18 protein-coding genes are annotated in these 22,528 nt (G+C 54.4%); 8 read left to right on the top strand and 10 right to left on the bottom strand.

Translation table 11 applies throughout. The features are described from left to right. Window positions 1–153: 153 nt before the first annotated feature. The 5 genes from mak to CBE72_RS17025 form a co-directional block, all read right to left on the bottom strand. Entirely contained in the window at window positions 154–1,056 is a 903-nt protein-coding gene (mak, locus tag CBE72_RS17045; protein WP_100145276.1) for a fructokinase, read from the bottom strand. 28 nt (window positions 1,057–1,084) lie between these two features. Beyond that, entirely contained in the window at window positions 1,085–1,846 is a 762-nt protein-coding gene (cysQ, locus tag CBE72_RS17040; RefSeq protein ID WP_100145787.1) for a 3'(2'),5'-bisphosphate nucleotidase CysQ, read from the bottom strand. Window positions 1,847–2,034: 188 nt separating this feature from the next. Continuing rightward, on the bottom strand, window positions 2,035–3,306 hold the full coding sequence (locus CBE72_RS17035; protein WP_157929102.1) for an SDR family oxidoreductase: 1,272 nt from the start codon (window positions 3,304–3,306) through the stop codon (window positions 2,035–2,037). Between the two features lie 68 nt (window positions 3,307–3,374). Next, window positions 3,375–4,136 (bottom strand): phosphatase, encoded by a 762-nt coding sequence (locus CBE72_RS17030; protein ID WP_100145272.1) that lies wholly within the window; start codon window positions 4,134–4,136, stop codon window positions 3,375–3,377. Between the two features lie 255 nt (window positions 4,137–4,391). Next, the gene (locus CBE72_RS17025) at window positions 4,392–5,615 is read right to left on the bottom strand and encodes a DEAD/DEAH box helicase (protein WP_100145270.1); all 1,224 of its coding nucleotides are present in this window, start codon (window positions 5,613–5,615) and stop codon (window positions 4,392–4,394) included. A gap of 227 nt (window positions 5,616–5,842) precedes the next feature. On the opposite strand from CBE72_RS17025, the gene CBE72_RS17020 reads away from it, so the two are divergent. Then, complete coding sequence (locus CBE72_RS17020; protein WP_100145268.1) at window positions 5,843–8,221, top strand: Lon protease family protein; 2,379 nt, start codon at window positions 5,843–5,845, stop codon at window positions 8,219–8,221. Between the two features lie 43 nt (window positions 8,222–8,264). Here CBE72_RS17020 and CBE72_RS17015 read toward each other — a convergent pair whose 3' ends face one another. Continuing rightward, entirely contained in the window at window positions 8,265–9,218 is a 954-nt protein-coding gene (locus CBE72_RS17015; RefSeq protein ID WP_100145266.1) for a LysR substrate-binding domain-containing protein, read from the bottom strand. A 117-nt stretch (window positions 9,219–9,335) separates the two neighbouring features. On the opposite strand from CBE72_RS17015, the gene CBE72_RS17010 reads away from it, so the two are divergent. Together CBE72_RS17010 and CBE72_RS17005 are read left to right on the top strand one after the other, a co-directional pair. Continuing rightward, on the top strand, window positions 9,336–11,123 hold the full coding sequence (locus tag CBE72_RS17010; protein ID WP_100145264.1) for a flavocytochrome c: 1,788 nt from the start codon (window positions 9,336–9,338) through the stop codon (window positions 11,121–11,123). A gap of 210 nt (window positions 11,124–11,333) precedes the next feature. Next, window positions 11,334–13,202, top strand: coding sequence for a methyl-accepting chemotaxis protein (locus CBE72_RS17005; RefSeq protein WP_100145262.1), 1,869 nt, complete (start codon window positions 11,334–11,336; stop codon window positions 13,200–13,202). Window positions 13,203–13,393: 191 nt separating this feature from the next. Here the strand turns inward: CBE72_RS17005 and CBE72_RS17000 are convergent, their stop codons facing one another. Beyond that, window positions 13,394–14,437 (bottom strand): alkene reductase, encoded by a 1,044-nt coding sequence (locus CBE72_RS17000; RefSeq protein ID WP_100145260.1) that lies wholly within the window; start codon window positions 14,435–14,437, stop codon window positions 13,394–13,396. 183 nt (window positions 14,438–14,620) lie between these two features. Between CBE72_RS17000 and CBE72_RS16995 the strand changes: the two genes are divergently transcribed. Further along, on the top strand, window positions 14,621–15,202 hold the full coding sequence (locus CBE72_RS16995; protein ID WP_028781551.1) for a TetR/AcrR family transcriptional regulator: 582 nt from the start codon (window positions 14,621–14,623) through the stop codon (window positions 15,200–15,202). A gap of 46 nt (window positions 15,203–15,248) precedes the next feature. Here CBE72_RS16995 and CBE72_RS16990 read toward each other — a convergent pair whose 3' ends face one another. Then, a complete protein-coding gene (locus tag CBE72_RS16990) occupies window positions 15,249–16,823 on the bottom strand; it encodes a methyl-accepting chemotaxis protein (RefSeq protein WP_229672003.1) in 1,575 nt (524 codons plus the stop codon). A gap of 262 nt (window positions 16,824–17,085) precedes the next feature. Here CBE72_RS16990 and CBE72_RS16985 point away from each other — a divergent pair, with 262 nt between their 5' ends. Continuing rightward, window positions 17,086–17,808, top strand: coding sequence for a YebC/PmpR family DNA-binding transcriptional regulator (locus tag CBE72_RS16985; protein ID WP_100145258.1), 723 nt, complete (start codon window positions 17,086–17,088; stop codon window positions 17,806–17,808). 75 nt (window positions 17,809–17,883) lie between these two features. Here CBE72_RS16985 and hpf read toward each other — a convergent pair whose 3' ends face one another. After that, the gene (hpf, locus tag CBE72_RS16980) at window positions 17,884–18,240 is read right to left on the bottom strand and encodes a ribosome hibernation-promoting factor, HPF/YfiA family (protein ID WP_039033763.1); all 357 of its coding nucleotides are present in this window, start codon (window positions 18,238–18,240) and stop codon (window positions 17,884–17,886) included. Between the two features lie 362 nt (window positions 18,241–18,602). Between hpf and CBE72_RS16975 the strand changes: the two genes are divergently transcribed. The 3 genes from CBE72_RS16975 to CBE72_RS16965 are packed head-to-tail and all read left to right on the top strand — an operon-like array spanning window position 18,603 to window position 20,834. Further along, the gene (locus tag CBE72_RS16975; protein ID WP_100145256.1) at window positions 18,603–18,905 is read left to right on the top strand and encodes a hypothetical protein; all 303 of its coding nucleotides are present in this window, start codon (window positions 18,603–18,605) and stop codon (window positions 18,903–18,905) included. Window position 18,906: 1 nt separating this feature from the next. Continuing rightward, the gene (locus CBE72_RS16970) at window positions 18,907–20,514 is read left to right on the top strand and encodes a PepSY-associated TM helix domain-containing protein (RefSeq protein WP_100145254.1); all 1,608 of its coding nucleotides are present in this window, start codon (window positions 18,907–18,909) and stop codon (window positions 20,512–20,514) included. Next, window positions 20,511–20,834: a DUF3325 domain-containing protein gene (locus CBE72_RS16965; RefSeq protein WP_100145252.1), complete on the top strand. Its 324-nt coding sequence runs from the start codon at window positions 20,511–20,513 to the stop codon at window positions 20,832–20,834. The genes CBE72_RS16970 and CBE72_RS16965 overlap by 4 nt, the downstream gene beginning before the upstream one ends. 78 nt (window positions 20,835–20,912) lie before the next feature. Here the strand turns inward: CBE72_RS16965 and CBE72_RS16960 are convergent, their stop codons facing one another. Further along, window positions 20,913–22,475: a S8 family serine peptidase gene (locus tag CBE72_RS16960; RefSeq protein WP_100145250.1), complete on the bottom strand. Its 1,563-nt coding sequence runs from the start codon at window positions 22,473–22,475 to the stop codon at window positions 20,913–20,915. Between the last annotated feature and the right edge of the window lie 53 nt (window positions 22,476–22,528).

Raw genomic sequence — 22,528 nt, 5'->3', positions numbered from 1 at the left:
AGCGTTACTCGGCTGACCAGTGATTGGCGAAGGGCGATGGACTCACTTGCCCCAATACATGTTCGAGCGCTTTTCACTTTTGTCTAAAGTGCCTAGAGTGTCTAAAGTGCCTAAGTCGAATATCAGTAATACGGTCCTGGCGCCTCGCCAAACTCAGTCCCGGCCCCACAGCCAAGCGGCGCCGCGTACCCCGGAGGAGCAGCCGTAGAGATTGGCCAACACAGGGGTTCGGCACTCGCCGCCGACCACATAGTGCTTGAGCCTTTCCGGCAATGCCGGATAGATGGCCTGCACATTGGACATACCGCCGCCAAGTACTATGGCGTCAGGATCCAGCAGATTGATCACATGGGCCAGAGAACGGGCCAGACGGTCAAGATAGCGCTCAAAGGCCGCGCTAGCCTCGGCATCCCCCTGCTCCACCAATGCCATCACCTCGGCGCCTGAGCTGAGCTGCGCACCGGCAGCCTGGTTATAGTCGCGGACAAACCCGGTTCCCGAAATAAAGGTTTCGATGCAGTCATGCTTGCCGCAAAAACACTCAGTGCTGTTGAACTCCTCGGCGCGTATCCAGGGCAAGGGATTATGGCCCCACTCACCACCTATACCATTGCCCCCCTGATGTACCCTGCCATTGATGGCAATGCCGGCACCGCAGCCTGTGCCTATGATCACCCCGAACACCACCTCTTTGCCTGCGGCGGCGCCATCCAGCGCCTCGGAGACCGCAAAACAGTTGGCATCATTGGCTACCCGCACTTTGCGCCCCAGACGCTGCTCGAGATCTCTATCGAGCGGATGGCCATTTAACCAAGTGGAGTTGGCGTTTTTCACCAAACCGGAAAAGGGCGAGATCACCCCGGGAATGCCAATACCCACAGTTCCTGTCATTTCCAGCTGCGTCTCGGCTTCATCGACCAAGGCACAGATGGCCTCAAGGGTCGCCTGATAGTCTCTGGGGGTGGCAATTCGCTTGCGAAACAGCTCACTCCCTTCGCCACTCAGAGCCACCAATTCAATCTTAGTGCCGCCCAAATCAACGCCGATACGCATCATGCTTGCAACTCCGGTGTGTATATCTGCTTCAATCGCAAGGCCAATCGGCACTGTATGCGATAAACCAAGGATTGAGGATAGTTTCTTTTTGGTTATATTTTAAGTTGTTGCCTGCTGGATATTCCAAAACCCGGCCACCGGCACTCTCAAGCACGGCCTGAGCCGCCGCCGTGTCCCATTCACTGGTAGGGCCCAATCTGGGGTAGATGTCCGCCTTGCCCTCAGCAAGCAGGCAGAATTTGAGTGATGAGCCGACGCTCTTCTTTTCGTGCTCGCCAAGCTGCTGCAGATACTCGCCAAGCCCCGGGCTCGAGTGCGAGCGACTGCCGACAATCACAGGAACCTGACGCTTAACCCCGGCCCGGGCATTCAATTCCACCCGCTGGTATCCAGCCGCATTTGGAGTCTCACGCCAGGCACCGAGTCCCAGCGCACCCAAATAGCACACGGCTGTGGCAGGCACATAGACAACACCGGCGACCGCCTGGCCTCGGTGAATAAGCGCAATGTTGACGGTAAATTCGCCGTTGCCCTTGATAAACTCCTTGGTGCCATCGAGTGGGTCGATAAGCCAATAGGTTTCCCAGCCCCGCCGCTGCGCCCAGGGGATATCCGCCGCTTCTTCCGACATCTGTGGCCAGGCTGGAAACTCACGCGCCAGCGCCTGTTGCAACAGGGCGTGACTGGCAAGATCGGCAGCCGTGACCGGACTGTCATCGGCCTTGCGCTCAATCGCCAGTTCGCCGCCCTGATAGTAGTGCATTATCGCCTCTCCGGCGGCGCGGGCCATCTCGGCCAAGAGTGTCAGCTGCTTGGCATCAAGCAAGGTCTTGGGGGGATTATTCGACAAGGTTTCATCCTTTGGATCAACAAGATAGTTTATTATGCCAGCCACTCGGCTTTGGTGGGTATAACCTTTAGCTACTGGTTATAATCTACAGCTGATTTTGTGTTACTTTTCATCCTGTTTAAGCCCATTCAATCCAAGGAAGGTGCACCAAGCCCCGAAAGCATCAGCGCCAGCTGCGCCTGCCAGGAAAGCCAGATGGGTGACGGATAATCTTTTGACAAATAGCAGCGAAACGCCGAAGGCATGGCCGCCATGGCATCTTTAAGAGCGCTTGAGTCGAGCGCCGAATACGCCGGGCGCGGCGCCTGCGCTCGATTCAATAAGGCGCCGTATTCTGCTGTGCTGACAGGTGTTATCCGGCACCCTGGCGTGATTGGCGCCGGGTTTGCTGGTGAATGTAATGTAGCTTGAGAATGCAATGTAGCTTGAGATTGCAACGCGGCCTGAGATGGCGACGCGGTTTGCAATGGCACCGCCGCCTGAGAGCTGCTCACTGAATTGCACTGCTGCTTAGCAATTTGCTCGGCTATCTCTTGGGTGAAAAGATACCAGCTGCACTGCCCCGTTGCCGCGTAATGAAAGCAGCCGCTCAGCACCGCGGACTTCTCTGATTTAAGATGAAACCAGATGAGCAACTGCCAGATAAGCCGCGCCAACGCCTCGGCCCAGGTTGGCGTACCGACTTGATCTGCCACCACCTTGAGTTCCGGACGCTCGGTCAACAATCGCCGCATGGTCAACACAAAGTTGCTGCCAAAACGGCTGTAAAGCCAAGAGGTTCGCAGCACCAGGGCGCCGGGATTGGCCTTAAGCAAGCGCTGCTCGCCGGCGAGCTTGCTCTGGCCGTACATACTCAAAGGCTCGCAAACATCGCTCTCGGTCAAGGCTCTGGGCGCATTCCCGAGCATATTGGTAGCTGCATTTCCAGAAACGTTTCCGAAAACACTTCCCAAATCATTCCCGAAGACATTCCCGAAGACATAGTCGCTCGAAATATGGATAAGCCAAGCACCCTGTTGCCGGCACCAGAGGGCCAAACGCTCCGGCGCCTCGGCATTAAGCGCCATCGCGGCAGCCATATCCTGCTCAGCCGCATCCACGGCGTTGTAGGCGGCGCAGTTGATTATCACATCGGCATTGATTTCACTGAGCCGCTCGGGCAAATCTGCCGAGGTTAAATCCAGCTGCTGATGCCCGAGCGCCACAATTTCAATTGCGCTGCCAGGTGCTACAGCACTGCGGGGCTCTACAGCTCTGCCGGGTACCAGTCTTGCCTCAGGTATCTCCATTCGCAGCCTGGAAGGCGAAAACTCGGGCAACCAAGGCAAATTCGCCAGCAGCGCTTGTCCGAGCTGGCCATGAGCGCCGGTGATCAATATTCGGGTAGTCTTGGCTGTCACGATTCGGAATTCATGGCTAATCAGTTGATGGATTTTGTGGCTCGTATACTTAAAGCAGGCGAACCAGGTTAGCCTGCAACCGCCTCACGCTCAAAGTAGTCGATTAACTCACCAAGCGTCTTGTGGCCTCGCTGCTGCAAGAAATTCAGCAGCGCCAATGGCTCGCGATTGAGCAGCCTGTCTCTTGGATAACCGGCGGCATCCACTATCTCAAGCGCCAGCGGGAACTCACCCAGACTGAAGGCAACATGGGAATCTGATCCCATCACCAATTGGGCGTCGAATCGTTTCGCCAGTTTGGCAATATTGAGGCAGCTGTCTTCACTGCCCTTGCGGGAGCAGGCAAAAGAGGAGTTATTGATCTCCAGCGCCACATTATGCTCGGCGGCGGCGCGGACAATCAGCTCCTGATCCAGTGGATATTTGGGGTTGCCTGGGTGGGTAATGATATCGACCTTGCCGCTGCGAATGCAGTTCAGCAGCGCCTGAGTATGGCTGTCACTGTCGGCGGGAGGGAATACCGGCTCGTGAAACCCGGCCTGCACCAAGTCCAGCTCTTCCAGGAACTCACCAAAGAAGTCGATGTCCCCCTCCAGATTGGTAATATTGGCTTCAATCCCGCGCAATATCCCCACGCCGTCGACTATCCGCGGCAACACCCTGAGATTCACGAAATGCCAGAAATGCGGTGCATCGGCCATCGCCGGACCATGATCTGTGGTGGCAAACAAACGGATCCCTTTCTGCTTGGCGACTGCCAGATAATCATGGATCGTGCTGTAGGCGTGAGTAGAGGCAACTGTGTGGGTATGGGTATCGACTACGAACATGGCTCCCCCAGGAGACTGTTTCTTGAAAACCGGGCCACTAGCTTAGCGCAACTGACCCACTTTGGCGAATGAACCCAATAGCGTTTCCTACCTATCGGCCACCCCAAAGATAAAGGGGATGCATCGACTCAAACGGCTTGAACAGCATAGGTTTACACTCGGCAAAACTCTCAAGCATCTGCCGTGGGCTTTCGTCCTAACGGCTTCTCGGCACGCCGTGAAATCATCCCTGATGGCTCTACTAAATCAGACTTGCTATCTTTTACCAAGCGCTCTCTTGCGGGCCCGCTGCTTTTGGGCAGCTTTACTCTGGTTTCTCGGCGCGTCAAAACTGCGGTTGAGATCCGGCTCAAACCCGGGCAGCCATTCTCTGGGGAGGCGTCTGTCGAGCATGGCTTCCAGCTCTTCGAGGAGGCGCTCGTCGTCACGACTGAATAGGGTGATGGCGAGCCCTTCCATGCCGGCGCGGCCGGTGCGGCCAATGCGGTGCAGATAATCTTCGCGCTTGAACGGCAGCTCCAGATTGATAACGCAAGGCAAGGCCGCTACATCCAGGCCTCTGGCGGCAACATCTGTGGCCACCAGCAAACGGCATTCACCCGCCTTGAACGCCTGATAGGTCTGCTCCCGCTGAGCCTGACTCAGATCTGAGTGCAGCGCACTGGCGGCCAAGCCCTCGGCACTGAGCTCACAGACCAGTTTGTCGGCGCCCTCCTTGGTGCGGCTGAACAGCAACACCTGACGCCAGTCGTGCCGGCGACAAAGGGCGGCAACGGCGGCGGCCTTACGCTCGCTATCGAGCTCAATCAATCGCTCCTTGATACTGCCATCCTGCTCTGATGCTTGCAGCTCCAGCACTTTGGGAGACTGCAGCAAAGTCTTTGCCAGACGCCAGATGTTGTCGTTGAAGGTGGCGGAAAACAGCAGAGTCTGGCGCTGTTTGGCCATCTTTTTCATCAGCGCCGAGATCTCATCTTCAAACCCCATATCCAACATGCGGTCGGCCTCATCAAACACCAGGGTCTCAACCTTATCCAGCCTGAGACTGCGCTTTTTAAGGTGATCCAGCAGGCGCCCGGGCGTGGCGACCAAGAGATCGACGCCATCCTTGAAGTTCTTTAGCTGCCCATCGAGCGGCACACCGCCATAGGCAATGGCAATCTTCAGCTCGCAGCCCTTGGCATAGCTTTTAATGTTATCGAAAACCTGCTGCGCCAACTCCCGGGTAGGCACCAGCACCAGAGCCTTGGGCGCTGCGGGTTTTACTGCTCTATCAGTCGTGGCGGGCAGTAAACGCGCCAGCAGCGGCAAAGCAAAGGCGGCGGTTTTCCCTGTGCCCGTCTGTGCCTGCACCAGGAGATCGCTGCCGGCGAGCACCAAAGGAATGGCCTCTGCCTGCACTTGGGTTGCCTTGCTAAAACCCAGTCCGGCCAGATTGGTCAGTAGCGGTTCGGGCAGAGAAAAAGCGGCAAATTCCATGGAGAGTCCTTCAAAAATAAAGCTTAGGGCAAACCGCCATTATACTCTGCTACCCGGTGACAGGTAGGTGTTATCCCTGGGTTCAGGCAGCAAATGTTGCTTACGGGTGAAAAATTAACCGCCCGAGAGACTTATTCGGCTTGACGTTTGCTTTAGGCTGCAGCGCATCTTATTGTCATAAAAAGCAGTTTTACTTTTCTCTGCCCTATTTGAACAAGGAAGCGCCCATGGCCGTCACCAACTTAGATGCCAGTCAGGTATATCGTCCCGCCAATCTCGACAATCTGGGAGACGAGGTCAAGTCTACCCGCGAACTGGAGCCGCTGGATGACATCATAGGCCAGGAGCGGGCCCAGAGTGCGGTGGAATTTGCCATGTCCATCAAGGAGAAGGGCTACAACATCTATGCCATAGGCCAAAATGGTCTGGGCAAACGCACCATGATGTTGCGTTATCTCAAGCGCCATGAATTTACCGACAAGACACTTAACGACTGGTGTTATGTGGCCAACTTCGACCAGACCCGTACCCCCAAGGTGCTCAAACTGCCCGCCGGCAAGGGCGTCACTTTCAAGAAAGAGATGGAAAAACTGGTTCTCAGGCTGGTCAAGGCGCTGCCGTTGGCGTTTGACAACGAGATGTATTACCGCCGCGCCGACAAGCTCAAGAGTCAGTTGGCGCAAAAACAGGAAGCGGCGCTGCTGGCTCTGAGCGAAGAAGCCAAGGGGATGAAAATAAGCCTCTCCATCAACACTCAGGGCGAGTATCAGTTGATGGCGCTGAACGGCGAAGAGCCGCATACCGAGGAAACCTATCTCGCCCTGCCAGAAGCCGAGCAACAGCTGTTTGAACAGAATATCAAGCACTTGGAATCGCGCCTGCGTGGCATTATCCGCCAACTGACCGAATGGGAAGAGGAGTTCAGCACCAAGCAACAGGAACACGATGAACAGGTGGCCCGCGAAGTACTGAGCCATTTCTTCAAGCCGCTCAAGGATGAATACCGCAGCCTGCCGGAGATCCGCTCTTTTCTGACGGCGATGCAGAAAGATATGCTCGGCAATCTGGATATCTTCCTAGAGGAGAGTGAAGACCAACTGGCGCTGGCCTATGCCTCGCTGGAAAAGAAGATGCCCAGGCGCTATCAGGTCAACCTGCTGGTGGGTCAGGAGGAGCAGAAATTCCCTGTGGTGGTAGAGGAAAACCCCACCTATCACGGCCTGTTTGGTTATGTGGAAAACGCCACTTACCGCGGCACTGTCTTTACCGACTTTTCGCTGATCCGCCCCGGCAGCCTGCACAAGGCCAATGGCGGGGTGCTGCTGATGGATGCGGTCAAGGTGCTGGAACGGCCCTATGTTTGGGACGGACTCAAGCGGGCACTGCGTTCCCGCAGTCTGGATCTCAGCTCGCTGGAGCGTGAAGTCTCCCTGTCCGGCACAGTTTCACTGGCGCCGGAGCCTATCCCTCTGGATGTCAAAATCGTGCTCTTCGGTGATAACCAGACCTACCAGTTACTGCAGCATTATGATCCCGACTTCAGCGAGCTGTTTCGGGTAACCGCCGACTTTGAAGATGTGATGCCAAGAAGTCCGAAGGCCGAATGCTTCTATGCCAGATTTATCTCCTCGATAGTGCACGACAACCAGATGCTGCACTGCGATCGCAGCGCCATTGCGCGGATAATCGAATTCAGCTCGCGCCAGGCCGATGACCAAACCCAACTGTCACTGCATTCGGCCAATATCGCCAATCTGCTGCGGGAGACCCACTACTGCGCCAAGGCGGCCAACGCCCGCAGTATTCGCCTCGCCCATGTGGAGCAGGCACTGGCGCAGCAGGAGCAAAGGGTATCGCGTCTCAGGGATCAACTGATGCAGAGCTTTCACAAGGGCACCACCCTGATTGATGTGCACGGCAAGGTCTGTGGCCAGGTCAACGCCCTGTCGGTTATCGCCACCACAGATCATCAGTTTGGCCTGCCCAACCGCATCAGCGCGACCACAGCCTTTGGCAAAGGCGAAGTGTTGGATATAGAACATAAGGTGCGCCTCGGCGGCCGTATTCACTCCAAGGGGGTGTGGATCCTCTCGGCCTATATCAAAACCCTGTTGGGACGCGAGGCCGATATTCCGCTAACCACCTCCCTGACCTTCGAGCAATCTTATTCCGGGGTCGATGGCGATAGTGCCTCCATGGCCGAATGCTGCGCCATTATCTCTGCAATCGCCCAGGTTCCCCTGCGCCAGGATATTGCCATCACAGGCTCAATGAACCAGTTCGGTGAAGCCCAGCCCATAGGCGGGGTCAATGAAAAGATTGAAGGCTTTTTCGATGTCTGTGCCATCAAGGGGCGTAGACATACCCAAGGGGTGATCATTCCCGCGGCCAACGCCCACAACCTGATGTTGAAAAAGCCTGTGGTGGACGCCATCAGCAAGGGCAAGTTCCATATCTGGACGGTCGAGCATGTGACCGAGGCGATGGCATTGCTGTGCAATATGGAAACCGGCAAGGCCGACAAGCGCGGTCATTACCCGAATGGCAGTTTACTGGGACTGGCCTCGGCCAGGCTGTCAGCTTTAAAAGCCAAAGATAAAGCGTAATCCAACGTTAAAGTAAGCAGCGCCGCTCAAGGGCGGCGTTTGATTATCCCAAAGGGATTGAACCCCCCAACCGCTGCCGACCTGTGCTGACAGAAGAACGCTCCGGGATACGTTTTACCTCTTCCAGAATAGACTGATAAATCAGCGCAGTAGATTCATGTTGCATCCGCTCGAAGGTGCTGACCAGATGATATGAAGGCGATTTGTGCTCAGGCATGCGGATCTCAAACGGGATCACCAAACGCTGTTTCTCCAGCTCCTTCTCCACCAGCAAGCGGTTGACATAGGCAATTCCCGCGCCCAAGACCGCGGCTTCTATGGCCTGAACTGAATTTTGAAATACCAATCTGGACTGTTGTGCTCGCCGTTCAATGTTAAAGTACTGTAATACTATATCCCACTGTACCAATCTATTATTGGTATATATTAAAGTCATATTATCGACGGCATTTTGCGTCAAAGATTCATAATTAACCGCATAATATTCAGGGTGACAAACGGCAACCATTTCCTCATCAAAAAGATGTACCGAATAATAGTTATCCCAAGAGTCATAACCGTATCTAATTGCCAAATCCAGACCATTGCTACCAAAATCAAGATATTCCAGGGTGTCAATAAATTCGATACTGATCCCCTTATGATAAATATGGCTCTGGCTCATTCTTGGCAATAGCCAGTTTTTCAGGAGTGACGGCGGCACAGCCACCTTCAATGAAGGGCTATGCCCCTGAACCCCAAGATCTATGGTGGCCTCCTCCATATTTTGTAGAATAATTGCGACTCTGGCGAAATATTTTCGGCCGCTGTGAGTGAGCTCCAATTGCCTGTGACTACGATCAAATAATTCTTTACCAACAAAGTTTTCCAATGCGGCGATTTGATGACTGATTGCGCCCGGCGTCACATTCAGTTCAACCGCTGCCAATTTAAAACTCTTGAGTCTAGCAGCCGCTTCAAAACAAATCACCGCCTTCATTGGTGGAATTATTCTCATATTTTCTCTTAACACTTTAGTTTTTTTAACGTCACAGACGAAAACGATTGGTTTGATAACTCACCCATGCATTAACAATATTATCAAGGCATAACAAAACTATGTGTGAGGATATTCATGAAAAGAATAATGTTATTGGCCGGTACTGCATTTCTGTATACCGGCATGGTATCTGCTGCGGGTCTGGCCGAGCACCATATCAAACAGGCTGGCGCCGATTGTCAGTCCTGCCACAGTCAGCCCATAGAGGTAAAAGACAACGAGGCTCGGGAAAACCAGGCTTGTATCAGTTGCCACGGCTCGCTGCAGGAGTTGGCTCAGCAGGTAAAGCAACCGCTTTCGCCCCACCACAGTCATCTTATTGACCTGTCCTGCACCAGTTGCCACTCAGGCCACAAGGAGCCTGTGATGGTGTGTCAGACCTGCCATGATAGCTTCAAGAGCAGTTTTCATATCCCCTTCTCCGCGAACGATAAGGTAGCGGATACCTATGTCTTCCCCGAAGTATCTCAGCAAGCCATAGACAAGGCGCTGGCCGCAGGTCCGGTGGAACAGCATGAGCTTCTGGTCATTGGCGCCGGTGCCGCCGGGCATGCGGCGGCCGTATCGGCCCGCCAGCACGGCATCAAGGATGTGGTTTTACTTGAGAAACAACCCTATATAGGTGGCAATGGCATGCTGGCCGCCGGTGGCATGGCTTCGGCAGAGACCCTGACCCAGGCGTTTCGTGGTTATCAGGACAGCAAGGCGCTCTGGTATCAGGACACAATGAAGGGTGGGCACCAACTCAATAACCCGGATCTGGTGCATACCCTGGTCAACAACGGCAGTGCCGGTATCGATTGGTTGATGGCCTTGGGCGCAGATATGACTTCCGCGGCCAGTGCCGGTGGCCACAGTGCCGAACGTCTGCACCGGCCCAGCGGCGGCGCCAAGTCCGGCCCGGAAATCATCAATACCTTGAAAAATGCGGCCGAAAAACTTGGAGTTGAAACTCGTACCAACAGCAAGGTGATACGCTTAGTGCAAGATAAACAAGGCAAAATCACCGGAGTACTGGTGCAAGGGAAACACAGTGGGGTGAACCTGTTGGCAGCCAAGGCCGTGGTGATCGCCTCCGGCGGCTTTGCCCGCAACAATGCCTTGGTCGCCAAATACAGACCGGATCTCAAGGGGGTGGACTCTACCAATAACCCAGGTAATGTTGGCGATGCGCTCACCTTTGCCACCGCCATTGGCGTGGATACTGTAGATATCGACCAAATCCAGGCCTTCCCTACAGCAGCGGCCGGTAAAAGGGTCATCTCCGGCACAGCACGCGGCGCCGGTGCCATATTGCTGAACCGCGATGGTGCCAGATTCTGTGACGAGATGGGCCCCAGGGACAAAGTCTCCGAGTGCATCTGGGCTCAACCCGGAAAAGACGCCTGGCTGGTATTTGATGAAACCGTGTTTGAACGTCTGGGGCAACTGCGGGGCATGCTGGAGCTGGGTATCATCTACAAAGCCGCCGATGCCAAAGAGCTGGCCGCCAAAACCCAAATGAATGCCGAAACGGCAGCCGCCGCCGTCAAACGCTATAACGGTTTTCAGGCCAGTGGCAAGGACAGCGATTTTGGCCGCAAGAATATGGCCGATGATCTGCATTTCCCGCTCTATGCCGTGCAGGTTAAGCCTGCGGTTCACCACACTATGGGCGGCCTTAAAATCGCCACTGACACCCGGGCATTGACTAAAGACGGCAAGCCTATTGTAGGACTTTATGCCGCAGGGGAAGTCACTGGTGGTGTCCATGGTGCCAACCGCCTGGCGGGTAATGCGATAGCCGATACCATAGTCTTTGGTCGCATAGCCGGTGAAAATGTCGCTAACTTTATCAAGCAGATGGCAGACGATAACCAATAATCCATGCAGCCCCTTGTTCAGCAGAGCGAGGGGCTAACCTGGGACAAGATTCAATACCAACCGCACCCAATGCCTCGGCATCTCGGCAGCAATATTCGGCTTGCACTATTCTTGTAAAACAAATATCGCCTATTGTCCTGGCTGCAATGGCTGGTGGGCTGATTTCTGTCTATATATTTATGGGATACATCAAATATCAGAGGATAAACAATGAAGTTCAGCCACAAGATTGTCGCCGCCTCCTCTGCATTGCTATTGGTAACAGTTGCACTGCTTTCCAGCAAACAATACTTTGCAGTTCAGGAACAGCTGCAGGCTCAGGTAGGAGCCAGCGTGACCGAAATCATGGATGGACTCAAAAACACGGTTTCTGCCGAGCTGGACTCGCGCAAGAAACTGGCCGCCTATTCAACCAGCTTGCTGGAAACCGATCTCTCGCCTGAGCACATCCGCGATGTGATCACCCGTCCCGTAATAAAAAACAGTTTTCTACTGGTGGGTTTCGGTTATGAAAGCGATGGTTCGAACATCAACAATGATCCCAACTGGGATCCTGGCGCCAATTGGGATCCCAGGACTCGCCCCTGGTATAAAGATGCCAAGCGAGCCAATGGCTTGATCATCACCTCTCCTTATACCGATGCGGCTTCCGGGGAAATGCTGGTTTCCATTGCCACTCCGGTAAAAGATGCAGGACAATTTATCGGCGCCATCTTCTACGATGTCAGTTTGATTCGACTGGCCAACCTGGTTAACGAAGTACAACTCTTCAATGCCGGTTACGTATTTATCGTTACCGGCGATGGCACTATCGTCGCTCACCCCAAATCCGAGTTTAACGGTAAGCCCATGAGTCATTTTCTACCGAAAGTGACGTTGACCGAAGGCAACCAATCAATAGAAATTGATGGAAAACCTTATACTCTGGATTTTGCCAAGGTTAGCGGTGAAAACTGGTATGTTGGCGCCCTGCTGGATGAAGAGATCGCCTATGCCGCCGTCAGCGAGTTACGCAACAGTTCCGTTTTGTATAGCATTATCGCCGTCATCATCAGTATTTCACTGTTATTGATGTTGATCAAAGCCCTGATGCGACCATTGGAAACCCTCAACAAGGCGATACAGGACGTGGCCTCAGGCGAAGGCGATCTGACCCAGAGACTGGATACAGACACTGATGCCGAGTTTTCGGCTCTGGCATCAGGTTTCAACAGTTTTACCGCCAGTCTGCAGCAACTCATCACCCAGTCCAAGAACATAGGACAGCAGATATTGCAGAGTTCTGAAATGACCTCCGCCGAACTGCAGCAATCCACAAACGCCATGAAGTCCCAGCTGCATGAATTGGAGCAGCTTGCCACCGCCATGCATGAGATGGCCACCACTTCATCGGATGTGGCTCGTAATGCCCAGGGCGCAGCCACCGCGGCCAAAGACGCCGACAGCGCCACCAGTGTTGGTACTCAAGTGGTCAGCGCCACTACAGATGCAATTAACGCCCTATCAGAACGGATAGAGATGGCAGTACAAGAGGTCAAAGAACTGGAAACCGCCACCAGCAATATCGCAACGATTCTGAGTGTTATCAATGATATTGCCGATCAGACCAATCTACTGGCACTCAACGCTGCCATCGAAGCCGCCCGGGCCGGAGACTCGGGCCGCGGCTTTGCCGTGGTGGCCGATGAAGTGCGCACTCTGGCACAGCGTACCCAAGAATCCACCACAGAAATTCGCGCCATGATAGAGCAGTTGCAGGCCGGTTCCCGCGCCGTGGCCGATGTGATGAATCAAAGTAAGGACACCACTCAAGAAGCCGTTACCAAGGCCGAAGGCGCCAACGAAGCATTGAACCGGATCCGCGATGCCATTCAACAGATCACCGACATGAATCTGCAAATTGCCTCGGCCGCCGAAGAGCAGAGTCTGGTGGCCGAAGAGATCAACAACAACACTGTCAGGATCAAGGATCTATCGGTACAGGTATCTGATTCGGCAATGCAGGCCAACTCGGCGATGCAGACCCAGACCGAGCATGTCAGGGAACAAGATGCCATTCTCAACAAATTTATTGTTTGAAATCAGATGTCCCTGAATTAATGCTGTAGTTCAATCTAGGACTGGAGACAATCAAAAAAACGGCGAGTATGCCAAAATACTCGCCAAATATGGGGTAATTCTACAAGGACGCCGGGCGTCGCCAATACTGCATCTCGATGGCACCATGGCTAAGCGGGTTAAGGATAAGACTCCGAACGGGATGTTCTGCTTCAGTCGAGAGTGGCCAGCATCTCATCCGAGTAATCCTGCAGGCGCTCGCCGCTGCGAACCTTGGCGATATAGTCAGGGTTAGCAATAAAGGGACGGCCTATGGCGACCAGGTCAAAACGCCCGGCAGCAATCGCCTCGGCGGCCGTTTCCGGGCTGTAGCCACCCACACCCACCAGATTTCCCTGGTAGTGACGGCGCATGTAGTCCGATACCCGGCCATCAAGGAAGTCAAAGCGCATGCTGTCGTCAAACATGCCCTCGTGCAGATAGGCCAATCGGCGGCAGCCAAGCTCGGCGAGCAGATAATCAAACACCTGACGGTCACGGGGATCGGCGCTCATATTAAAGTATGCCCCGGGTGACAAACGCAGCGCCGTGCGATCTGCACCTATGGCGGCTATGGTGGCATCCACAACTTCCAGGGCAAAGCGGCTCATGTTTTCAGGCGTTTGACCGTACTCATCTTCACGTCGGTTGCTGTCATAATGCAGGAACTGATCGATGAGATAACCGTTGGCACCGTGGATCTCCACACCATCGAAACCGGCCTCAATGGCATTTTCTGCCGCCTTGGCGTAATCACGCACCAGTTCGGCAATCTCGGCCTTGCTGGCCGCCTTTGGAGTTTGGTAGCTCAGCTCGCGCATTCTCGGCACTGTACCTTCAACGCCCACGGCAGATGGTGCCAACACATGCTCACCATTAAAGAAGTGCGGATGCGCGACCCTGCCTGTGTGCCACAGCTGGGCAAAAATCTTACCGCCCTTTTCATGCACGGCATCTGTCACCCGGCGCCAACCGGCAATCTGAGTCTGGGTAAAGATCCCAGGAGTGTTGGGGTAGCCCTGCCCATCCGGGCGAATGATGGTGGCTTCACTGATGATCAGCCCAGCCTCGGCGCGGCGGGCGTAGTAAGCCAACATGGCATCGGTCGGCACCAAATCGGCATCGGCCATACAACGGGTGAGCGGCGCCATCATAAAGCGGTTATTGAGTGTGATGCTGTCATTGAGACGATACTGTTCAAACAAGTTCTGGTACATGGTTCCTGCCCTTGGCGAGTTAACGGCTCAGTCACTGGCATTCGCCTTATTCAGAGCCTGAGGAGCTGAGCCCCTATTTGAATGTTCGTTCAAGATAAAGATTGTTGAATGATCATTCAAGCCTTTTTTGAACAAATATTCAAATTGCAGTAAACTCGGCGCATCACAGTGGGAAATCATCTTATGAGAAACGCCGAATTCGATCGCGAGAAAGTGCTGCGCAGCGCCATGAATGCCTTTATGGCCAAGGGTTACAGCAAGACAAGTATGCAGGATCTGACCCGGGCAACCGGCTTGCATCCGGGGTCTATCTATTGTGCCTTTGACAATAAGCACGGGCTGTTTCTGGCGGCGATTGATCAGTACCACGCCGATCGCGAGCAGCAGCTACAGGGCTTTTTCCCGGCCGAGGGTTCACGGCTCGAATGCCTGCGGCGTTATCTGGACAACATAGTCAGCGAGTGCCTCAGCTGTGATGCCAGCCAGGCCTGCCTTTTGGTCAAAGCCTTGAGCGAAGTGGGTGAGCAAGATCTGGCTGTACAACAGAGAGTGAGCCAACATCTACAGCAATGGCAAACGGCGTTGCAGCAGATACTGCAGCAGGCCCAGGTGCAAGGTGAACTGGCCGCCGATAAAGATCCGGCGCAGCTGACCCGGTTTCTGATGATGGGTATTTATGGCCTGCGCACTTATGCCCATACTCATCCGAGCGCCGATGAACTCAGTGCCCTGGCCACAGAGCTGTTTGAGCATCTGAGTCTCTGAGCCAGCCGCAAGCCTTGAGCGCCCAAGGCGCAGTAGCACTACAGCATCACTGGGCCTTGAAGCCTATCCGAAAGCCACCCCAGTGTTTGCCCTTAACATAGATGGGCACAGAAAGATCGTGCATCACCTCACCCGTGTCACGCTTGTAGGTCTGCAGCAGCACCGGCTCTGTGTGCTGGCCGCAGCGGATCCCAGTTGGGTCGTTGAACAATCTCTTGGTGCGGTTTTGCAGCATATCCCGCTCCCTATCACCGGTCAACGGCTGGCAAAAACGCTGATTGTGAGTCGGAAAGTAGCCCTTCTTATCGACCGCACCGGCGTAAATCACCTCCCGGTGACGCTCCAGTATCGGCTCCTGCAAGGCCGGAAAGTGCTTGTCGGTAAAACCGTCAAAGGCGGTGTTGTATTTGGGTGGCTCAGTCGCCGCTATCGGCCGATATTGCGGCGAAAACAGCTGCTGCTCAGTAAACTTGCCTTCCGCCAACCCTTGCTCCAACGCTTGGCCGCAAGCCTTGGCGGCCTGCTGCGCTTCTTTGAGAATAAGCTGATCGAAACTGCCGGTATCCCAATGCGAAAGCGCCCGGAACATTCCCTCTGTGGTCTGCGACAGCCCAAAAGCCTGACGGGAGATCTGCTCGCTGCGATGACCTGTATCTGTCAGCGACTCGCTGATATGGGTAATGGCATTGGAAATATCTGCCGTCGTGCCGCGATATTCACGCAACGCGGCCTCAATCTGCTCCAACGCCTGCGCCGAGTCCTCGACACCCGAAGCGATACTGTCAAACCTCTGTTCCAGTGAATTCATGGCATCCACGGCGCCGGCCGTTTGGCTAACCACCTGATTCATTAGTTGTGAGGTGCCATCGGTCAGCTCTCTAATCTGGGTCAACATGGCGGCAATATTCTGAGTAGCCTCTGCGGTCTTGGCCGCCAGACTGCGCACCTCATCGGCCACCACGGCAAAGCCCCTGCCAGCCTCTCCGGCTCTGGCGGCTTCAATGGCGGCATTGAGCGCCAACAGATTGGTCTGGGCAGCAACACTGTCAATCACTTCGGTGATTTTGCCTATGGCATCGGCCTGCGCCTTGAGTTGCCCCACGCCGGAGGCGGCCTTATCGACATCCTGGCTCAAGGCTTCAACCGCACGAAAACCGCTGGCGGCATACTGACGCCCTTCGATGCTGACACTGCGCGATGCCTGTGCCTGATTGAGCACCACTTCGGCATGTTCGCTCAAAGCCACTGTAGTATGACTCAGCTGATTGGCCGCCACGGCAATTTGCCCGGCTTGCTGGCCGCTGGAATCCAGAGTGAATTTAAGTTGGTCAACAAAGTGAGACACTTCGGCAGCGCCGATAGCGATACGACTGGCATCCCGGCCCAGTTGCTGCGCCGCCTTGTCATCACCTACGCTCTTGCTGGATGCCTGCTTGGCATTTTGAACCACAGGGCGGGAAGCCCAGCGCAGCGCCAATACAGGGCCAATAAGCGCAAGACACCATCCAAACAGTGAAAGCAATAGATTGTCGGCACTTAAAGCCAACTGGACACACCCCAGCGCCAGCGCCCCGAGCAGCAAACCCGCCAGCATAGGCCAAATACGGTTTTCCTCAGACATGCAGCCTCCCTTCCTATCCTTATTGTTGGTTTGCACCAAATAAGGGATCCTTGAGTTTTCAGCATAACCCAAAGCATGGCGCTCTGCCGAATTGGACATAAGTCTATAGTGAGGCAATGAGCTTCTACGGCGGGAGACGGTAAGCATGATCAGGCGTAGCTTCACACTGCCGGCAGCCCAACGGGCCGACAGGTGCATTTAGTGCGGGAAAGCTGCTAGAATCTGCCACTCTTTTTCAACGCATTGATGAGACATTGCAAAGATGGGCAGAGCATATCAAAACCGCAAGGAATCCATGGCCAAAACGGCCGCACAGAAGACCAAGGTCTACTCCCGTTACGGAAAAGAGATCTACGTGTGTGCCAAGGGTGGCGGTGTCGATCCCGACGGTAACCTGGCACTGCGGCGCCTGATTGAGCGCGCCAAGAAAGATCAGGTACCGGCACACGTCATCGACCGGGCCATCGACAAGGCCAAAGGCGGTGGCGGTGAAGACTATGATACTGCCCGCTATGAAGGTTTCGGCCCGGGTAACTGCATGGTGATCGTCGACTGTCTGACCGACAACGGCAAGCGCACCTTCACCGAGGTTCGTCAGGCCTTTGTGAAGAATGATGCCAAGCTGGGTGGCCCAGGCACTGTGGCCCACATGTTCGATCACCAGGCGGTATTTGTCTTCCCCGGTGAAGATGATGAAGTGGTGCTCGAGGTTCTGATGATGGCCGATGTCGATGTTGCCGATGTCGAGTTGGAAGACGGCATGATCAGTGTCTACGCCCCCAACACCGAATTCTACAAGGCCAAGACGGCATTGCTGGAAGCCTTCCCCGAGATCAACTTTGAGATGGAAGAGATCACTTTCGTGCCACAGAACATGGTGGAAGTGTCCGGTGAAGATGTCGCCCAGTTCGATAAGTTTATTGCCGCACTGGAAGACTGTGATGACGTGCAAAATGTCTATCACAACGCCGAGATCATCGAATAATCTCAAAGATTTAGAATATGAAAAAGGGACCATCTGGTCCCTTTTCTATTTCTGCATCAAGGTTAAGTTCTTGAATTAACGCAGTTCCATTTCCTGGATGATCTCGTGGGCTATTTCCGGCGTGGTCACCTCGGGTTTTTCATGAAGATCGGCCTTGAGTTGCCCCTTTCTGTGCTTAAGCGCCGCTTCCAGTTTTTTGCCTGCCTCGGCGATAGCCGGATACATGACTTCGTTCTTGCCGGAGGCCGCGACTGCCACCCCCTCGTAATTAGTTCGAATATCAACCTGATGTACGCCATGCTCTTTGGCAATGATGATGTCCAAGCCGATCAGGCTGGGAAAATGCTTGGCGATTTTGGAAAACTTCTCTTCGATATGGCTACGTACTGCTGCTGTGACTTCAACATGATGACCTGAAAGCTGAATTTTCATAGGTTTTCCTTTTTTCTGCTGATTCACTTATAGAGCTTGGGGCTTTCAGCGTAAAACACAAGGGCCAATGTTCAAATAAGTGCCTTATTCCTCTCTCATTTGGTCAAAATTAATCCAGAGTTCATCTTTTTGAACAGCTTTGCACCAATGGTGACCCCGATATCACTTCCGTTTGAGCCATCTATATTGGTTTCCGAGCTCATTAGACCAATACTTCGCCTCTTTAATATCAAACCGGGTTAGGTTGGGCCCTAAGTTATTTACAGGTAAAACACGAATGGTAATGTTTATCATTAATTATTATTAAGCTAGAATCAGCGCACCAGTTTCCCTTAGTGGCCAATGCACTATCCGCAACAATGATGAAATCTCTATCTCTGTTACAGTTTTCCAGGCGCCATCCCCAAGCCCTGACCATTATCAGCAGGGCGCTGGCATCCATTTTGGGCGGTTATCTTATCGCTTCTTTGGCCTGTGCCCTATTGGCTGTAAGCCTGCCTATGAGCCGTATCGACAGTACAGTAAGCGCCATGATGCTGTCTTTTCTGATCTACGCCCTGGTGGTTATCAGGGTATTTTGCGTCAAACGCAGTTTGCGGGCCTGGCAAGAAATCCTGCTGCTGGCGGTCGCCTTGTTTGGCACACTGAAACTGCTGGGGGTTTGAGATGAAAGACAGTTTTTTCCGAACCATGACCTGGCTCCACACCTGGGTGGGTCTGCTGGTATGTTGGGTGCTGCTACTGGTGTTTTTTGCCGGAACCCTGAGCTACTATCGCCATGAAATCAGCCTGTGGAATCAGCCCGAGCTACACAAGGAGGTGTTCCAATCCTACGATAACACCCGCCTTACTGAGCAATTGAGTCTGGGCGAGGATTATCTCAGGCAGAATGCGGTCAACGCCCAGCGCTGGCTGATTGAATTCCCCACAGAGCGCCACCCCATGTTGAGTTATGGCTGGCAACAGCCGCCGGAGCCGGGGCAGCGCCGCGGCGCCTTCAGTGAACATCTAGTCAAGGCCGATAACAGCGGCTATGTGACTGAAGTGCGGGAGAGCCGCGGCGGTAACTTCTTTTACCGCCTGCATTTCGATCTGCACTATATCTCTGCCATCACGGCCCGCTGGATTGTCGGTTTCTGCACCATGTTTATGTTGCTGGCGATCATCTCAGGAATAGTGATCCATAAGCGCATCTTCAAGGACTTCTTCAGCTTCCGTCCCGGCAAGGGTAGCCGTTCCTGGCTCGATGCCCATAATGTCAGCTCGGTACTGGCGCTGCCGTTTCATCTGATGATCACTTATACCGGGCTTATCACCCTGATGATCATCTATATGCCTTGGGGCATATTGGTCAACTATGACAGTGACCGCCGGGAATTTATCAATGAAGCCCGTCCCGGCAGCAGCTTTACCCGCATAGCTGCCGCCAATGAAGCCGCGCCTCAATTGCCACTGGCAAGCTTCCTGCCCAAGGTGCAGCAAACCTTTGCCGAACTGCCGCTCAAGTCGGTGTCAGTGATCAACCCGGATGATGCCAACAGCCGGGTCATGGTCACTTTCAACACAGGCGAGCAAGTCACAGAGCGGGAGCTGTTTATGGTGTTCAGCGGTACTGATGGCGATCTTCTCTACAGCGCGGACAGTGACATCAGCGCCGCCAAGGCGACTCACGACGCCATGATGTCCTTGCACACCGCCCGTTTCTCCGGCCCCGCACTGAGGGGGATCTTCTTCCTTCTGGGGCTGAGCGGCTGCGTGATGATAGCCAGCGGCACCTTGATGTGGGCGGTTAAGATTCGCCAGAAACAACAAAAAGCCATCAGTCAGGGCGCCAAGCCCAGCCTGGGTCTGCGCCTGGTGGAAACGCTGAACCTGATGTTTATCCTCGGCCTGCCTCTGGGTACAGTGGCCTTTTTCTATGCCAATCGCCTGCTGCCGACCTCTTTGCCTGGCCGCAGTCAATGGGAGGTTCACAGTTTCTTTATTCTGCTGCTGATCAGTGGCTTGCTGGCTATCTGGCGCAGAGACAGAGCCATGTGGCGCGCTCAACTAGCGGCGCTGACTGCCGCACTGGCGTTCTTGCCGCTGCTGAACGCCCTGACCTCGCCAGCCAACCTGCTGAGCAACCTCGCGGCCGGTCAGTGGCAATTGGCGGGATTTGATCTGCTGGTGCTGACTTTTGCTGCCCTTGGCTTATTTGCCTTCAAGCGTTTGGGGAGGCAGCCAATGAAACAAACGGCCAAGGCCCAAAAACTCCAGGCGGTGCGCGGATGATGATTGCACTTATTGCGTTGACTTATCTCGCCTTTGGCCTGCTGGCTATGTCCATGTTTGGTCATTTCCGTGAAGCCATGGGGCGCGCTCCCAAAACTCTGGAAAGCCGCCTGCTGTATGCGGGCGGTTGGTTGGCCCTGCTGGCAAGCTTTGTGCTTTGTGGCATGGGGTATGGCTGGGGTTATGGCAGCATACTGTTTTTCGGCCTGATGACGTTGGCTGCCCTGCCTGTGGTTTTACAACTCAGCTATCTCGGTCGCAGTCTGCCGAAAGCATTGATGTTGGCGCCGGTTGTTTTGGTTGTGGGATACCTTATCTAATTTTGTCTCCAGCTCTGCCATGAAAAAGCGCTGCAACAGCAGCGCTTTTTAGTGCGTATCTCAAAAGAGAGCCAGCAATCAGCGAGGATTTTTAGGGCTCTTACAGCCTTTGCCCTTACAACCACCTGTGTCACCGCCACCGCCGGTACCACCGCCCGAGCAACCGTTGGCGGTCAGGTAATCCACTGCATCCTTGGCCTGCACCAGACCATAACCTGTCTCATCATCACGGCCGGCAGCGCCGAGATCTTCGGCGGTGGCACGTAATGCCGCACGAATGTCACTGTTGCTGCATTGAGGGAAATGACTCCACACCAAGGCCGCAACCCCGGCCACATGAGGTGTCGCCATCGAAGTACCGTCGAAGTAAGCATAGTTACCCGCGCCGATATCAACGCTTGCATTGCTGCCGACTGCCGCCAACATGGCCGCACCATCAGTATCACTCACACCCACAGACGGAATGGCGGTAACCACCTCACCCAGAGTCCCGTTTAAGGCCCCCGGCTCATTGTTGTAGATAATGGCCGCAACACCACCGCCATTTTCACAGGCGAGCACCTTGTCGGAGAAGGCGATATTACCGCGCTGAATTAAACACACCTTACCGGCGGCATCACACTGGCTCTCACCTGTGCCACAGTCAGCCAGAGTACCGGCGGCGCTACCTGTAGGTGAGCCTTCCATACCTATGGCTTCGTAACCATTGCCGGCAACAGCGGCAGCAGCCACCAACGCAGTGCCCATAGGCACGGAGGAAAGTACGCCGACACCCGGGCCGGAGAGCTCAACCTGACTGGTACGCTGTGAGAAATCCGCATGTTGCTTGTTGGCATCCACTGCGGCAACCGACACCACAGAGTTATAAGATGCCGGATAGGAGTGACGGGTATTGCCGTCGTTACCGGCGGCGGCAATACTCAGAATGCCGCGGCTGTCGGCGGCGGCAAAGGCGCGGTCCTCGGTGCGGCTCTTCAAGCTGCCACCCAGACTCATGTTGATGACCTTGGCACCGGCCTGCTCACACTTGTCCAGTGCGGCAACCAGACTGGATGAATAACCCCAGCCATCGGCATTGAACACCTTGATAATGTGCAAGTTAAGATTGCCGTTGGGGTTAACCCCTACCACACCAACACCATTGTTGAGTGCGGCAATCGTCCCGGCCACATGGGTACCATGATGGTTTTCATCTGTGTACCAGTTACCGGTACCGGGATCATTGGTGCCATCGACATTGTTGCCCGACAGATCTTCATGGGCCAACTGGTAACCTGAGTCTATGATACAGACCTTCATATTGCCGGTCTGGGCGTCACTGAGTTGGTCGGCCTGCACCATGGGAATACCATAAGGCATTATCTGTGAAAGCGGGAAACGTTTCACATCCGCTTCGACATATTCCACGTTGGGATTGTTGGCCAGGCCCTTGAGAGCCTGGGCCGGAATAGAAAAAGCGGCGGCGTTGTGGGCCGACAAATCCAGTTCCATTTTGGCGCCCATGGCCTTCATCTGCGCCATAGTGCTGGGGCCTTTCCCCTCCTTGAACTTAACGATATAACGCTCATTATCTGCAGCCTGTGCACCGACGCACAGCGCCAGGGTGACCGCTGCTGCGAGGGGCTTGTAAAATGCCTGCATAATGTTCTCCTGCAATTTGTCTTTGATCAGTATTTCGATCTATCTCGAAACGT

The organism is Shewanella carassii (genome assembly GCF_002777975.1).
In the GTDB taxonomy this organism is placed as follows: Bacteria; Pseudomonadota; Gammaproteobacteria; order Enterobacterales; family Shewanellaceae; genus Shewanella; species Shewanella carassii.
Note: the sequence above shows the minus strand (reverse complement) of the source record. Positions and strands in the feature narration are given on the sequence as shown.

What these genes read in the sequence shown, in the direction of transcription:
- mak (WP_100145276.1), bottom strand. Translation starts at nt 1,056, where the DNA reads ATGATGCGTATCGGCGTTGATTTGGGCGGCACTAAGATTGAATTGGTG.
- cysQ (WP_100145787.1), bottom strand. Translation starts at nt 1,846, where the DNA reads ATGGCCCGCGCCGCCGGAGAGGCGATAATGCACTACTATCAGGGCGGC.
- CBE72_RS17030 (WP_100145272.1), bottom strand. Translation starts at nt 4,136, where the DNA reads ATGTTCGTAGTCGATACCCATACCCACACAGTTGCCTCTACTCACGCC.
- CBE72_RS17025 (WP_100145270.1), bottom strand. Translation starts at nt 5,615, where the DNA reads ATGGAATTTGCCGCTTTTTCTCTGCCCGAACCGCTACTGACCAATCTG.
- CBE72_RS17020 (WP_100145268.1), top strand. Translation starts at nt 5,843, where the DNA reads ATGGCCGTCACCAACTTAGATGCCAGTCAGGTATATCGTCCCGCCAAT.
- CBE72_RS17015 (WP_100145266.1), bottom strand. Translation starts at nt 9,218, where the DNA reads ATGAGAATAATTCCACCAATGAAGGCGGTGATTTGTTTTGAAGCGGCT.
- CBE72_RS17010 (WP_100145264.1), top strand. Translation starts at nt 9,336, where the DNA reads ATGAAAAGAATAATGTTATTGGCCGGTACTGCATTTCTGTATACCGGC.
- CBE72_RS17005 (WP_100145262.1), top strand. Translation starts at nt 11,334, where the DNA reads ATGAAGTTCAGCCACAAGATTGTCGCCGCCTCCTCTGCATTGCTATTG.
- CBE72_RS17000 (WP_100145260.1), bottom strand. Translation starts at nt 14,437, where the DNA reads ATGTACCAGAACTTGTTTGAACAGTATCGTCTCAATGACAGCATCACA.
- CBE72_RS16995 (WP_028781551.1), top strand. Translation starts at nt 14,621, where the DNA reads ATGAGAAACGCCGAATTCGATCGCGAGAAAGTGCTGCGCAGCGCCATG.
- CBE72_RS16990 (WP_229672003.1), bottom strand. Translation starts at nt 16,823, where the DNA reads ATGTCTGAGGAAAACCGTATTTGGCCTATGCTGGCGGGTTTGCTGCTC.
- CBE72_RS16985 (WP_100145258.1), top strand. Translation starts at nt 17,086, where the DNA reads ATGGGCAGAGCATATCAAAACCGCAAGGAATCCATGGCCAAAACGGCC.
- hpf (WP_039033763.1), bottom strand. Translation starts at nt 18,240, where the DNA reads ATGAAAATTCAGCTTTCAGGTCATCATGTTGAAGTCACAGCAGCAGTA.
- CBE72_RS16975 (WP_100145256.1), top strand. Translation starts at nt 18,603, where the DNA reads ATGAAATCTCTATCTCTGTTACAGTTTTCCAGGCGCCATCCCCAAGCC.
- CBE72_RS16970 (WP_100145254.1), top strand. Translation starts at nt 18,907, where the DNA reads ATGAAAGACAGTTTTTTCCGAACCATGACCTGGCTCCACACCTGGGTG.
- CBE72_RS16965 (WP_100145252.1), top strand. Translation starts at nt 20,511, where the DNA reads ATGATGATTGCACTTATTGCGTTGACTTATCTCGCCTTTGGCCTGCTG.
- CBE72_RS16960 (WP_100145250.1), bottom strand. Translation starts at nt 22,475, where the DNA reads ATGCAGGCATTTTACAAGCCCCTCGCAGCAGCGGTCACCCTGGCGCTG.